Origin of the sequence: Sphingobium sp. B2D3C, assembly GCF_025961835.1 — a bacterium.
Taxonomy (GTDB): Bacteria; Pseudomonadota; Alphaproteobacteria; order Sphingomonadales; family Sphingomonadaceae; genus Sphingobium.
Genome location: NZ_JAOQOK010000001.1, coordinates 49,114 through 63,006 on the forward strand (window position 1 = coordinate 49,114; position 13,893 = coordinate 63,006).

General features: G+C 56.5%; 8 protein-coding genes. 2 read left to right on the plus strand and 6 right to left on the minus strand.

Annotation, left to right across the window (positions count from 1 at the left end; genetic code table 11):
• Both M2339_RS00200 and M2339_RS00205 read right to left on the minus strand, forming a co-directional pair.
• A complete protein-coding gene (locus M2339_RS00200; RefSeq protein ID WP_264587908.1) occupies positions 1–1,110 on the minus strand; it encodes a hypothetical protein in 1,110 nt (369 codons plus the stop codon).
• A gap of 98 nt (positions 1,111–1,208) precedes the next feature.
• Complete coding sequence (locus M2339_RS00205) at positions 1,209–2,417, minus strand: polysaccharide biosynthesis/export family protein (RefSeq protein ID WP_264587907.1); 1,209 nt, start codon at positions 2,415–2,417, stop codon at positions 1,209–1,211.
• Positions 2,418–3,016: 599 nt separating this feature from the next.
• Here M2339_RS00205 and M2339_RS00210 point away from each other — a divergent pair.
• The gene (locus M2339_RS00210) at positions 3,017–3,760 is read left to right on the plus strand and encodes a class I SAM-dependent methyltransferase (RefSeq protein ID WP_264587906.1); all 744 of its coding nucleotides are present in this window, start codon (positions 3,017–3,019) and stop codon (positions 3,758–3,760) included.
• Here the strand turns inward: M2339_RS00210 and M2339_RS00215 are convergent.
• Both M2339_RS00215 and M2339_RS00225 read right to left on the minus strand, forming a co-directional pair.
• Positions 3,741–4,973 carry a glycosyltransferase family 4 protein gene (locus M2339_RS00215; protein WP_264587905.1) on the minus strand — a complete coding sequence of 411 codons (1,233 nt, stop codon included), beginning with the start codon at positions 4,971–4,973 and terminating at the stop codon, positions 3,741–3,743. The two genes, M2339_RS00210 and M2339_RS00215, sit on opposite strands and share 20 nt — an antisense overlap.
• 575 nt (positions 4,974–5,548) lie before the next feature.
• Positions 5,549–6,682, minus strand: a complete 1,134-nt coding sequence (locus M2339_RS00225; protein WP_264606108.1) for a glycosyltransferase family 4 protein — start codon at positions 6,680–6,682, stop codon at positions 5,549–5,551.
• Positions 6,683–7,122: 440 nt separating this feature from the next.
• On the opposite strand from M2339_RS00225, the gene gmd reads away from it, so the two are divergent.
• The gene (gene gmd, locus M2339_RS00230; RefSeq protein ID WP_264587903.1) at positions 7,123–8,160 is read left to right on the plus strand and encodes a GDP-mannose 4,6-dehydratase; all 1,038 of its coding nucleotides are present in this window, start codon (positions 7,123–7,125) and stop codon (positions 8,158–8,160) included.
• Positions 8,161–8,556: 396 nt separating this feature from the next.
• Here the strand turns inward: gmd and M2339_RS00235 are convergent, their stop codons facing one another.
• Together M2339_RS00235 and M2339_RS00240 are read right to left on the minus strand one after the other, a co-directional pair.
• Positions 8,557–12,801 carry a glycosyltransferase gene (locus M2339_RS00235; protein ID WP_264587902.1) on the minus strand — a complete coding sequence of 1,415 codons (4,245 nt, stop codon included), beginning with the start codon at positions 12,799–12,801 and terminating at the stop codon, positions 8,557–8,559.
• Between the two features lie 132 nt (positions 12,802–12,933).
• Positions 12,934–13,830: a GDP-mannose 4,6-dehydratase gene (locus M2339_RS00240; RefSeq protein WP_264587901.1), complete on the minus strand. Its 897-nt coding sequence runs from the start codon at positions 13,828–13,830 to the stop codon at positions 12,934–12,936.
• Positions 13,831–13,893: the final 63 nt, after the last annotated feature.

A 13,893-nucleotide genomic window follows, 5' to 3' on the forward strand; every position in this document is an offset into this window, starting at 1 on the left:
TCAGCTCTTGTGTTCACGCACACCCGCCAACAGCATCGACAGAATTCCCCACGCGATCAGACCCAATACGAAGGTCGCGAGAATTCCGCGCAGGCGGCGGGGTTCAAGTGCTTCGTCCGGCTTGCTCGGCTCGACGATGCGTTCCAGATATGCCTGCTTGCGACGTGCCTCATTGGATGCGTCCTGCAATGATGCCATCGCTCCGGCGAGCTGCTTATCTGCGAACTGGCTCTCCAGTTGTAGGCGCTGATACCGTGCGGTGGTCGAAGAGAGTGATTTGCTGCCACCCGCGACCAGCGAGAGTTGCTGTTCCATTTCGCGCTCCAAGCCCTTCACCTTCGTCGCGAGAACGTCGATCTGCGGGTTTTGTGGGGTAAACGACCGTAGCTGTAACAACTCGGAGCGTGCCCCAATAACTTCGTCCTGAAGCTTCGAGATCATCTGGATCTGGACGGTTGCCTGCTTTTCGGGATCGACGACGCCTTGGCTGTTGCGAAAAGCCGACAGGGCCGAGGCCGCCGAAGCGGCCCGTGCCTTTGCCTCTTCCACCTCGACGGATGCGAAGCGTATTAGATCCTGCCGACCACGTACGTTCAAACGGTTGACCATCGCCTCCGCCATGCCGATCAACGCGGCGTTTATACGATAAGCCTCCTCGGCAGAATAAGCGCGGACCTGCAGTGTCGTTATCGAGGCGTTCGTCTCATGCTCGATCGAAATCTTGTTGCGATAATATTTGTAAAGTTCTTCTGAGCTGGGATCACCACCAAACCCATTGAAGCGATCGAAAAGGGAAATTTCCGGAGCACCATAGGCCTTTTCAAACCGGCCACCCTTGTTCAAGGCGGCCAGTGCGTCACGCGACATTATAAAGCTTTCCGCTGCATATATTTCATCGCTTCCACTCGTGAAACCAGAAGATTTGAGCAGAACACCCAAGCCGGTCGAGGCGGGTTTGTCAGGACTGCGAACAACAAAGCGCGATTCCGATATATATACGTCCGAAGCAAATAGACCTAGATATATGGTCGCAATAATAGTCGGGATGATGACTATGATCAAAAACAATCGATCAACGTTCTTTATCCGGCTGAAAATAGTGTTCTGCATATAATTCCGTATTCTGCAACGATCATGAATGCCGCATTTTCTAAAGCGACCTATCCGAAAGTCCGGGCACCCGCAGTTCGTTGATTGTAAGAAGATCGTTACAAGCCGATCGTGCTGAGCGCAGCAATCGGGAAGACCGTCGACGAGATAACGCCGACAAACTTCTGGATGTCGGCGAGAGGTGCAGTGGACACGTAGACAACGTCTTTATCGCGAATTGGGAAACTCTGCGCGACGAAGAAGATTGATGGATCCTTGAGATTGACCCGGTAGATCACAGGCACCTTCCCGTCAGGCGTAAGGTGGGCACTTTCTCGCACCGTTGCATCAAGCGCAGCAGGTTCTTCAAGCCGGAAGATGAAGACTCCCTTCACATCCGCGCGCGCATCCTGAAGGCCAGCGAACCGACCGAGCGCCTGCGCAAGCGTCAACCCCGCTCCCTCGAACGGAATCTCATCATTCTTGGTCGTCGCGCCGAGCGCGGTAAAGCTGTACGGCTGATAAAGAGCCGTTATCACGTCGTCGGGCTGCATACGAATATTCTGCTGCGGATCTCGAATGATCGCACCCAAGGGCATAGATGCCACCTGCGGACCGCGCGTGACTTGGATCGACACCTTTCCGACTGGCTGGCGTACCCCACCAACCGTCGCCAACACGTCAAGAAGTCGCTCTCCCTTGGCGGTAACGGGTACACGTGCGCTGTTCGCAACATCGCCAACGACCGTGACGTTGGAACTGGCGTTGCTGATAACGCGCACAATGACCTGTGGTAAATGCGCCTTGCCGGCCAGACGGCCGACGATCTCTCGCTCGATCTGCGTCGAGGTGCGGCCTGCCGCGACAATCGAGCCGGCAAACGGGATGTTGATCTGCCCGTCGCTGTCGACCACCTGTTCCGGCAGCGATGAAGCTCGTGCGAGCACCGTGGAACGGGTTGAGCGGCTCAGCTGAGCCTGCCCGCCTGCGGACCCAAACAAGGCTGCCGGCGGCGCTTCCCAAATCGCAATATCGAGGACGTCGCCGCGTCCTATGACCGAACCGGCCGCACGGCCGTCCCCTAGAGATTCGGAAAAAAGTGTGGCCCGTTGGCTCGCAATCACCCGGCGCGCAACGTCATCAGTTACATCAACGATTTTGATATCCGCATTCGCCAAGGTCGCACCGTCAGCCCGCGTCACCGCACGCGACGAGGGCCCCGTCCCGGGCAGCACCGCGCAGGCTGACAGGGAAAGAGCGCCGAGGAGGGCAGGACCAAACTTGTAAATCACGCTGTTTCGTCGGGTGCGCCGAGAATTCGTCATCATATTCCTTCAGTCGACCCCATTCATCGCACAGTGCGGCCGATGGCCTTCTTAATACACCGTTGTCAGCTGTAGTTGGCACCCACCGCCAACTTGGGCCCATAGCCTGATTTCCGTCAAATGTCATCAACCAAAGCGATCGTGTCCCACCAAGTCAGGCAAGGGAAAGGACGAGCTTCACGCCATGCCGATCCCGGCCGACCAGACTGCACAGAACGTCGGTTCAAGATGTCTCTGTCTTCCGCGCGCCGAACACCTCGCGCCGGTAAGCGCCACTGCGACGATGCGGATGTTATGGCGGACTTTGAGGGTAGCTCAGACCATAACCGTCAGGGAAGACGCCCAAGTAGTCAACGCCACTCATGTGCTGCGGGCGCAAGATCAAGGTGTGAGTTGACAGCGACGACGCACGCTTGCAGTGGCACACCTTCCGATAGAATATTGAGCATGATAGCGGATTGGAAACGCAGAGGACGGCGGATCTCTCGACTCAGTTACCGAATACCGGTCAAGCCTCGAACTCGTTTTTGAAAGAAACCCAGACCTGGCGATGCATTGGTCTGTCGAAGAGGCTCCATGCCAAAGTACTAGCAGGTGAAGTCATGACCATGGAAAATTCTCGCTTAGTTGACGCCTCGGATGGTCAAGATATCCGCTGGTTCCATTCATTCGAACTTCCCGGGGGGCGGCATATCAAAGGGATCAAGCCGCTGAACGTGCAGCTTGCCGAAGCCGATTTGTTTTTTGCCGAAAGTCTCTCAGGCAAGACGGTTCTGGATATCGGCGCTTGGGACGGTTTTTTTTCGTTCGAAGCAGAACGACGTGGTGCCGCACGAGTGTTGGCGACCGATCATTTCTGCTGGTCAGGCCCCGGCTGGGGGACACGCGATGGCTTCAACTTCATGCATCGTCAGCTCGACTCCCAGGTCGAAAGCCTGGACGTCGACGTGCTTGCGCTCGATCCTAACGTGTTGGGACAGTTCGACATCGTGCTATTCTTAGGGGTGCTTTACCACGTCAAAGATCCGTATAGCTGCCTCGAAGCGGCAGCTGCAATGTGCTCGAATCACCTCATTATCGAGACCGTGACAGCATTGCCGCTTGAGAGCCTGCCCGCAATGCGGCTTTACAAGCCCGGCGAACTCGGCGGCGATCCAACCAATTTCTGGGCACCGAACGTTCCGGCGCTCGAAGTGATGCTGGAAAGTTTTGGCTTCTCGAAGGTAAAGGCGATGCCATCACCGGTATCGCTCGGACACCCCCTCAAACAAGGCCGTGGCCTGCAACTGCGATCAAAGGCTAGCCAGGCCGCGACCCACCGCACAATCATTCACGCTTGGCGGTAACGAGGTCGTGTCCCAGCAAACCTAGTATCGTGTCGGCGGTTTCCCGCCATTGTGGAAGAGGTGCCGGCGAAGCCGATGTTCGCAGTGCGGTACTGTCGTGCAGCGTCTCCGCGATCGCATCGGCCAACTGGCCGGGACCGGCGTCCGCAGGAAAGTAGCGCAGACCGTGTCGGGCATGAACGCGAAAGGCCGGAATATCCCGGGCTAAAACCGGGCAAGAGCGTGCAACCGCTTCCAAAACCGGCAGACCGAATCCCTCACCATAGGACGCAGCAACGAGAGCACTCGCGCAATCATACAATATCGCCAGGCCCGCATCGTCCAAAGTCGGTAACCAATGCAACCGACGGCCAAAATCGGGATGAGTTAAGATGCGTCGCCGCAGAGCTTCGGTTTTCCACCCGCTACGGCCGACGATAACCAGCGTCGCATCGGAACCCCGTTCCCACAACAATTCGAACGCGTCTATAAGCAGGCCATACCCCTTGCGCGGTTCGAGGGTGCCGACTGCTAATACCACTTCCTTGGCACTGATCACGGTGGCCAGATCCGCTTCCTGCACAGGCTGCTTCCCGGCAGACAGACTGTCGAAACCCATCGGTATGACCTCAATGGCGACCTCGTCGCGCATCGCGAACCTTTGCGCCAGCACCGTGCGCAATTCGTCTGCGACGTGTGGCGAAATGCAGATATATCCCTCCGCCAGCGTCGCTGTGGCGACCAGCCACCAGCGGAAGCGTACGGCTACCTTGGCCGAGAAATACTGCGGGCTCTGCAGCGGCAACAAGTCGTAAATGACGAACCAGAAGCGCGTGCCGGACCGCTTGTATTGAAGAAATTCCTTCGCGTTTCGGCGAACCGCGTCGAACGACAGGTCCAGCCCTAGAAAGATGTCGCCCGGCCGCGGGTTCATTATCACGTCTGGTATTACCTCGGCGGCTGGCCATGCCGTATGACGGAAGGCCCCGCGCTCATACCGGACCGCCTGAATGTCCGCGCCGCGTGACCGGGATCGCATCTGGGTCACGGTCGATCGCACGACGCGCTGAATGCCAGAGCGCGCATCGTGGCGCGCGATGGTCGTAAGATCGACCAGAAGACGGCCTGACGGCTTGGCCGGTGGCGAATCGACCGGATCGACGCGGCGGGCCGATTCGATGCGCCGCCGTTCCAGCCAACGCGGCGACAGAACCGGCAGCAGAAAACGTACCATCGACCAGATCATGTCGTCCCTGCCGCTGCATTCTTTTCCACATCACCTCCTTGGCGATGCGCCAGGATGCTCCAGTAAAGCGACTGCTTATAGAATTCGAACGCTTTTTTCCGTGTTACTATACTCATCAATCACCACCTACAGCCCGCGCCATGACCCAATCGCAACGCCCGCGTATGGGATTGTTGCTGCGCCGTTTGGTACGTTGCTGCGGCGGGAATTTCATGTAGGCGGTCAAGCCCCGCTGCCCGTGACGGGAAAGATCGACTGCACGTCTGCCGGATCGACCTTCTGGTGCCGGGGAATAAGAACGGCCCAGCATATGCGCCGGGCGCTAATGGCCTGCCGGGACTGCGCCGACAAGCCATAGCTCCTCTCGGCCAAACGCAGCCTAAACGGACCCCCACAGTCATGACGCGGTCGATCTCATTCATCGCAATGCCAGGCTTGTACGAGAGAAATGTTCGGGCACTGCGGGCCGGCCATCCGGCCAGAAATCTCGGACCAGCGGCCGGCGCTCTCGCGATTACGTCGTGCTTGTTCAAATCCCAAGCTGAACTTGTGCCAAAGTAGTGCTATGCGACCAAGTCATTACATAAACGGTACACGTCGACGGTTTGCTCGATACACCGTGCCCAGCTATAGTGCGCGCCCACCGCCAGTCCGGCTCGTATGGCGCCGTCGCGCCAGATGTCATCATTCAAAGCTCGCTCGATGCCGGCGCTGAGGCGATCGACGTCGTCCGGGTCGATCATCATTGCGGCGCCGCGTGTGACCTCGGGCAGGCACGACCGATTGGACACGATCGTCGGGATGCCGCAAGCCATCGCTTCGATTGGCGGAAGGCCAAAGCCTTCATAGATCGATGGGTAAAGGAAAAGGCGCGCACCAGCATAAATCGCCGGGAGATCCGCGTCATCGACGAACCCCAGCATGAGCAACCGGCCCTTGCGCTGTTCATCCTCGATCAGCGCATGCAATCGGTCATTCGCCCATCCCTTTGCCCCAACCAGCACAAGCGGGATATCATGGCCGGTCCGGTCGCAATAGTGCGCATGGGCGAGTATTGCTGCCTCGATTCGCTTGCGCGGCTCGAAGGTAGCGACTGACAGGATGTAATCGCCGACTGAACGCCCGAAAAGACGCAGCAGATCTCGATCCAGCATTGCTCTGGCTTGCGGCCGAAAGCGTTCGGAAACCCCCAAATGTACCGTGCTCACCTTTGCGGCCGGATAGGAAAGATGCGTGATGAGATCGCGCCGAGTAGCCTCGGAATCGGTGATGACATGGGTAGCTCGATCTAGCGAGCGTTCGAAGTTCTTCTCGAAATCGCGGATACGTTCGGAAGGGTGGGTTTCGGGATGCAGATAGATCGAGAGGTCATGAACTGTGATCACGCCTTTTTCTGCCTGCACAGGAAGGAAATAATTGGTCCCGTGCATCAGGCGCCCTTCGAACCCTTGGCGCGCGCGTCGCCGGCGTATCAAACGGGGGATCAATGCCCCGGCGCGTCGACGCGACTTGCCTGTGAGCAGCCCGCTTGGGTCGGTATGCCAATGATCCATCATGAAATAGGTTAAATCGCTAATCCCAGGGTGACCCGCGAGACCCTTACACAACTGCCAGGTGTAGCGCCCAATACCCGTGAGATTTGGCGAAAGAGGATCGACCGTTATACCAAGTCGCATGCCTACGACCCAATTATCCACCGGGGCATGGCGTCGAGGGGGGCAGGTCAACCAAACCGATCAAGCCTTCCAATTTCTTATGAGATTCCTGCAATAGTTCGACTTTTAATTGGCTAGAACGAATGTATGGTTGATCTCTATCTCCTACGTCGGAATCCGACAAGCTATTACGATTACCGCGCGCTTCGGGAGCGCGCCTTGCGGGCGAGGACGAGGGCGTTCAACATAACAGTACGTCCCGGATCGTGGCCTAATTCAAGAAAATCTTGGAGACGGGCTGCCTATCTGTTTTGATCGCGGTTTCCGAGGGCAGGGCTACGGCGGCGTTCTGCGACAACGGCTTGACGCTCATCGCAGACGCCTCGAGTTGGATAACCTCAAGCTGATACATACCGAACTCTCTGGTTATTGGAGCGCAACGTCACTATCGACGCGGTGCCACATCATTAAGGGACGAAAATATGTCAAAGACCGCCATCGTTACGGGAATCAGCGGCCAGGATGGTGCATATCTGGCAGAAAACCTGTTGAGCAGCGGCTATACCGTCTACGGTACATATCGGCGGACCAGTTCAGTTAATTTCTGGCGGATAGACGAGCTCGGAATCACCAACCATCCTCGGCTCAAGCTCGTGGAATACGATCTCACAGACATGGGTTCGGCGATCAGACTGATCGAAACGTCCGAGGCGACCGAAGTCTATAACCTCGCAGCTCAGAGCTTTGTGGGTGTCTCGTTTGACCAACCGATTGCCACAGGTCAGATTACCGGGCTAGGAGCTGCCTATCTTCTGGAGGCGATCCGCACCGTCAATCGCGACATCCGCTTTTACCAAGCTTCAACGTCCGAAATGTTCGGCAAGGTCCAAGCAATCCCGCAGACGGAGGATACCCCTTTCTATCCGCGCAGCCCATATGGCGTGGCGAAGCTTTATGCGCATTGGCTGACCGTCAATTATCGCGAAAGTTTCGATATTTTCGGAACCAGCGGCATTTTGTTCAATCATGAATCCCCGCTGCGTGGCCGTGAGTTCGTTACGCGCAAGATTACCGACACTGTAGCTAAGATAGCGCAGGGCAAGGCCCAACTTCTCGAACTCGGCAATCTTGATGCCAAGCGCGACTGGGGCTATGCCAAGGACTATGTCGAAGGCATGCGGCTGATGCTCCAGCACGACGTCCCAGGCACCTACGTTCTGGCGACTAACCGCACCGAGCCGGTCCGCTGCTTCGTCGAACTCGCCTTTGCCCATGTCGGGATCGAGCTCGATTGGTCGGGCAAGGAAGAAAACGAGAAAGGAATCGACCGTAAAAGCGGCAAGACACTCGTGCGCGTCAATCCCATCTTTTACCGGCCGGCGGAGGTCGACCTGTTGATCGGGGACGCTGGAAAGGCCGAACGCGAGCTGGGCTGGACACCAAAGGTCAAGCTAGAGGAGCTCGCACAGCTGATGATGGAAGCCGATATGCGCCGCAACACTGCGGGGTGGTCGTTTTAAGGTGCGTTTGATGTGCGCCCCTAAACGTAATCGGTCAGGCGCAGCGTGGTGCTCCTTCATGATAAATCGTTGAACTAATGCCAGCATGGTTTAGGGCAGGCCCAACCATGCTGGCCGGCGATCCCGGCGGGGCTTCTCGCCCGGTTTCGACTGCGGTCTGACGTAATTGTACCTGTGACGCTAGGTCTCGGGCACGAAGCGGGCCTAGGGCCCCGAGGTGGATAGCGCCTCGTTGAGGTATCCGTGCTGGAGGCCTTTCCGCAAACCCGTTCTGCATCGCTTGCCTGGAGTGATGAATGCCATTCAACGCGCCGTTCCTGCGACGAGCGCAAGATAGCCGACCAGCTCAGCGCCGTGCCGTTGATCCCTATATGCGGCTCGCCGCGCAGGTCATTCTCACTGAATTGACGCGAACAGAATATCGACCGGCGTCTTGGCAACGGATTTATCCGAAGCGCGCGCTTGAGAATAGATTAGCTTGAGCTGTTCCGATATTTTTTCAAACTCTTCCAAGTGCTTGACGCGCATAATCACTCGCTCTGGCGAAAAATAGGCGGCATTGCCGACCGGATCATCGCCCAGGATTTCATTCCACCAATGCAGGAAGCCTTGCATGACATGCGCGCGCCATTTGTCTACCTGACGACCGTCCGCACCCAGCCGTTCTGCAAGATCATGCGCTTCGGGAAAGCGCTCGAGAATGAATAGCGCCGCGAACTTGGTCCAGGAAACGTTCAAATTGACCACAATGATCGGATCCCCGATCCAATAGGCATCTTCCTCCATCATGTAGTTGACGACGTAATAAGTTGTCGGGATCGCGGTTCGCATCGATGAAAATTCGCGTCCGGCTGTGTCCTGAGAATAGGCTCGGATCGCATGATCACGACGCAAAATGAGGGTGTAAATCGCTGTAAAAAGATTTTCGTTATTCATCCCGACAACCTTGACCGTGCTAAGTTGATCAGGCGAAGGCGAGGCGATCGGCGGGCATTGTTTCAAAAACATCGAAAGATCTCGCGTGTTTTCTGGGTCCTTTTCAGACGTGTAGGCATAGTTAGGATAAATTAGCGCTATGTCAGGATGTTTTTTTATAACACTGATTACTTTGGAAACTGCATCATTATAAATGAGGTCGTCGTCCCCCAATATCCAGATATATTCTCCTCGTGCCTCGTGAGCCGTCACCGTCAGGTTGCCAAGCATACCAACGTTGCGAATATTTCGAACGTATCGAAAATTGCGATGACCTAGAAACGGCTCGATCACATTTTGGGTATGATCAGTAGAGGCGTTATCGACCACCAACACCTCTACATCGGTCAACTCTCCATCGATCTGGGAAAAGATATTTCGCAAATTGAGGCTGAGCCAACGAGCCCGGTTGTACGTGCTTATGCACAGTGAAAGCAGCGGCCTGCTCTTCAACTGTGGCAACTCCTCATATACGTTTTCCGGTGACCCCGCCAAAGTTACCAGGTTTTCCGACAACCGATCCGACGCTATATCCGCGATGATATCCCGCGCGTACTCTTCCCACGTCGACAAGGGGCAGGAGACCGCCTGTGCCGACAGATCGCGGCGCAGGGCGTCATTCTCCGACACTTCGAGAATGGCGTCCGCGAGCGCCTGCACATCCGCCATGTCGACGGTGACACACCCCCCCTGTCGTGCGATTTCCGCCATAGAACCCTTGTCGTGAACGATGCAGCCGCGCCCATTCCAAAGGCTCTCGACGATCGGAAGTCCAAATCCTTCTTCGATCGATGGATAGATCGAGAAGTCGGCCTGTTGGTACCATTCTCTGAGTTCCTCGTCGTCGACATCGGTCAGCCACGCGCAATCCGAAATCGCCTTCACCCGAATAGCGACTTCCTCGGCAAGCGTCGGCCAGGCTGACGATGCTTTACCTACCAGCGTCAGGGATAGTCGCTTAGTAGAAACCTTTGATGCGCGCTCGAAGGCTTCGAGTAGCGCAAGATGGTTCTTGCGAGGCTCAATCGATCCAACCGACACAATCTGGATCTCCGCCGATCGAGCCCGTTTGATAGAATTATTCCGCTGATAGCCGTTCAGTTCGCAGGCCAGCGATATCGTTTTAAAACGATGATCAAAACTACTCATCTTGTCAGGCAAAGAAAGAAAGAAGTTTTGAAGATCGGTTGCAGCAGTATTTGATATAGAATAAATCTTGTCGAACTTCCCGACATTTTCCATATAGGCTCGGTGGCTAGCGTGCCATCCTTCGCTATATAGATCTCGGCGCTTATAGGGGATGGCGTCGTAGAAGATCGTTGCACACCGGAGATGTGCAGACCGCGCATAGTTCACGACCTCGTCTAAATAAAGGTGCACCACTTCCGCCATCATCAGCCAGCGGGGAGCATCCTCTTCGGAAGGATCTCTCCATTTAGCCCACTGATCGACGCCGGGGCCGTTCCACCTTGCAAGATGCTCGAGATGTTCCTGCTCCGCTGGTTTAAAGCGCTTTTTCTCGCTGTCCCAGCGCACCGGTATCAACGCGACACCCTGCGACATCATCGCCCGCGCCGTCTGCCGCACGACCCGTTGAATGCCGGTGTTGAACGGCAGCTCGGAGGTGTCATTGATCCAGTAGTACATCTTGCCGAGCTGGCCAACGGGGTCGGCGGTTTCAACGAGCAGCGCTACAACCTCTTGCGAATATTCGGTCCAGGTTTTGATGTGACGCACTGCGGCGTCGTGCTTCACGCGCTGGAACAGAGCCGCGTCGCCGGCTAGCGCAGCAATCGCCCGGGTCATGGCACTAATGTCGCGGGTATCGACCGTGAGTGCGCCGCCCTCTTCCGCAACCTCCGCCATCGCGCCAAAATTGGCGCAGATGCAGGGCACTGAATACCAGATACTTTCGAGAATCGGCAGACCGAACCCTTCCTCGGTCGAAGGAAATATCGTGAAACGGGCCGAGCGGTAGAGACGATCGAGCTCAGCGTCCGAGGGGTGCGGAACATACCGGATATTGGGATTTTTCGCGATCGCCGCGTTGACGATCGGCGCAACATCGCCGTGCATATTGCCGGCCAGGATTAGCGACCAATCCCCGTTTCCGGGCAATTCCGAAAACGCTTGGAACGCCTCCAGCAGGCGCGCATGGTTTTTGCGCGGCTCGATCGATCCCACCGACAATATCGTCTTACTGTCGTTTCCAACTTCTGAAGCGACACGCTCCGATAGGTTCGTCTCCCCTGGCAGCAGAACAGGTGAGATTTTAGGCGCGGTTGTCGCAAGCTGATGCTGCGAAAAAAAGAGCCGTATCTCTTTGGCGGAGCGCTTTGAAATTGGTATCAGCAAGTCGGCTAGAAGCAGCGCCTGCATATATTTTTCGTGGGCTTCCAAGCCGGCGCTATAAGCGGGCAAGCGCAGGGGAATGGCATCGTAATAGATCGCAGCGATTTTCGCGCCGAGCGCCCGCGCGGCGAGAAAGGCGTCCACCGTCGGCGCAACATCATGGTATGTGATGTGGCTGACCTCGGGCTGAAGAAACCAGCAGTCCAGCGCCATAACGGTCGCATCGAGTTGATTCTCGACGCTGCCCACGTCGGGATAAAGTTGCGTATCGGCAGCGGAGAGCTGCGGACCGTTCCACTGCGCCAGATGGCCGAGCTCCTCCTTGTTAATTAGCGCGAACCGTTTTTCCGCAGGCACCCATTTTACGAAGCGAATGAGTTCGCCGCTCTCGACCATGCCGCGCGCTAGTTGGCGTACCACCCGCTGCATGCCGCTATTAGTGGGGCATTTGATCGTGTGATCGACGTAGAACAGCACCACGCGCTTAGCCGGGGTAACGCCCCCGAGGCGTTGCGCCGAGGCCAGCGCTTTACCGCGAGCGATAACCTGCGCATGCAATGTACTGCGTCCGCCGGTTTCTGCCGCGATCAATCCAGCGTCGAGTTTCTTGCCGAGCGCCACTTGCGCTCCTTGAAGTTCTGTGAGTTGTCGCTTCAGGGCCTCGAGGCGCGTCTGAACGCGCGCGTCTTGTGCGTACAGGGCGTTCTGAAGCGCGGAAAACTGCATCGCGGGCTTGGAATCGGACCGGCCGATTAAGCGTGACAGCTTGCCGTAAGGCTCGATCGAGCGAACCACCGACCTAAGGCCGGGCAAGTTCGCATCCCGGCCCTCCTTGCAGGATGCCATATCGGCTAAAATACGGCGCCGATCGACGCCGCCGCGCAACTGCAGCACGTAATGCGCGAGACCGGCCGGGTCAGCTTCCCGCTTTAGAATAGCTAGATACGCTGCCTTGACAAAATCCTCGTCCCAGAAATTGAGGAGATCGTAGGCAGAAACCACTTTGGCCCCGCGACAACTGATATTGGAGGCCGACGAACGCAGAGACAGAATTTTATGGGCTTTCCGTCTCTTTTTCCAATAAGTTATTCCCGACGAAAATTTGGACAGTCGCGCAAAAAGCCTTGCCTGTTTAAGTCCTTCGATCTGAGCATCGAATGCTCTACCTTCTCTGGATTCATGGAGCTGGACAATGATACGCAGCCTGCTCTCACCCGTTCTTAGGGCGTCAGCATAATGTGCCCGTCCTACTTCGTCCGCAGGGCGTCCAAGTAAGGTCAGGTATGCGCTGTCGATAAAGGCATCGTCGCTCAAACCAAGTAATTGCCGCACCGATCCTGCAGGTTTCCGGTGTCGATATCGCTCTACCATCTATATGCTTCCAAAAGGCATTTCTGCCAGACGGCAACCATCACGTTGCGCCACGCCACTCACCAGCTACATAACTCACAGCGGCCCGGAAATCATCCAGCGCAACGTGTCTTCCAACTCGATCCTCTGGAGAGGGCCGACGAGTGTGTCGAGTCGCGATGAATCCCCCCATAACTGCTTGACGTCATTGGCGCGAACCAAAGTCGGATCGACCTGGACCTTCAAGTCGTAGCCGACGATCCGGGAAACCATTTCCAGAATGGCAGACAACCGATATGCGCGGCCGGAACTGACATTCACGGTTGCACCAATGGCGTTGGGACAAGTCAGGAGCCTAGAATAGGCCTCCGACACGAAGCGCACATCCGAGAAATCCCTTGCGACGTCGAGGTTGCCAAGCGACAGCGTGTCGTCACCGGCGTGAATGCTCGCGATGATCTTAGGTATGAGAAAATCCCGGGATTGACCGATTCCGGTGTAGTTGAAAGGGCGGGCCACGATGAGCGGCAGTTTGTCTCTAAAAAGGCCAGCCACAAGTTCGGTAGCTACTTTACTCACCGAATAATCGTTCACTGGATCGATAGGGGAATCCTCCCGCATAATCCCTTCCGTCCGGTTGCCGTAAACATTCGAGCTGCTCGCCACCAGCACGGCGGACAGCGGCTGGCCGCTTCCCGCAAGCGCCGCCAGAAGGTTGCGCGTTCCGATCACGTTCGTGCGATATATTTCCTCTACATTGCTGTGGAGGATGAAGGAGATTGCGGCCAAGTGTACGACATAATTGGGTTTTTCGTGTGCCACGATGTCGCTGACCATCGCGCCGTCCGTCATGTCGCCCACATGGATCATTTCTACGCCGGGAAGCGTACAGTCGGAGTGCGAAAGTCCGACCACGGTGATGCCCCGCGCGAGCAAGGTTTGCGCGAGGTAACGGCCAGTGAAACCTCCGATGCCGGTGATCAAAGCCTTCATGTGCCGACATACCTTAAGGCTACGTGTCGCGGACCCTTTCTGACCCGCGCCACGTCCAATCGC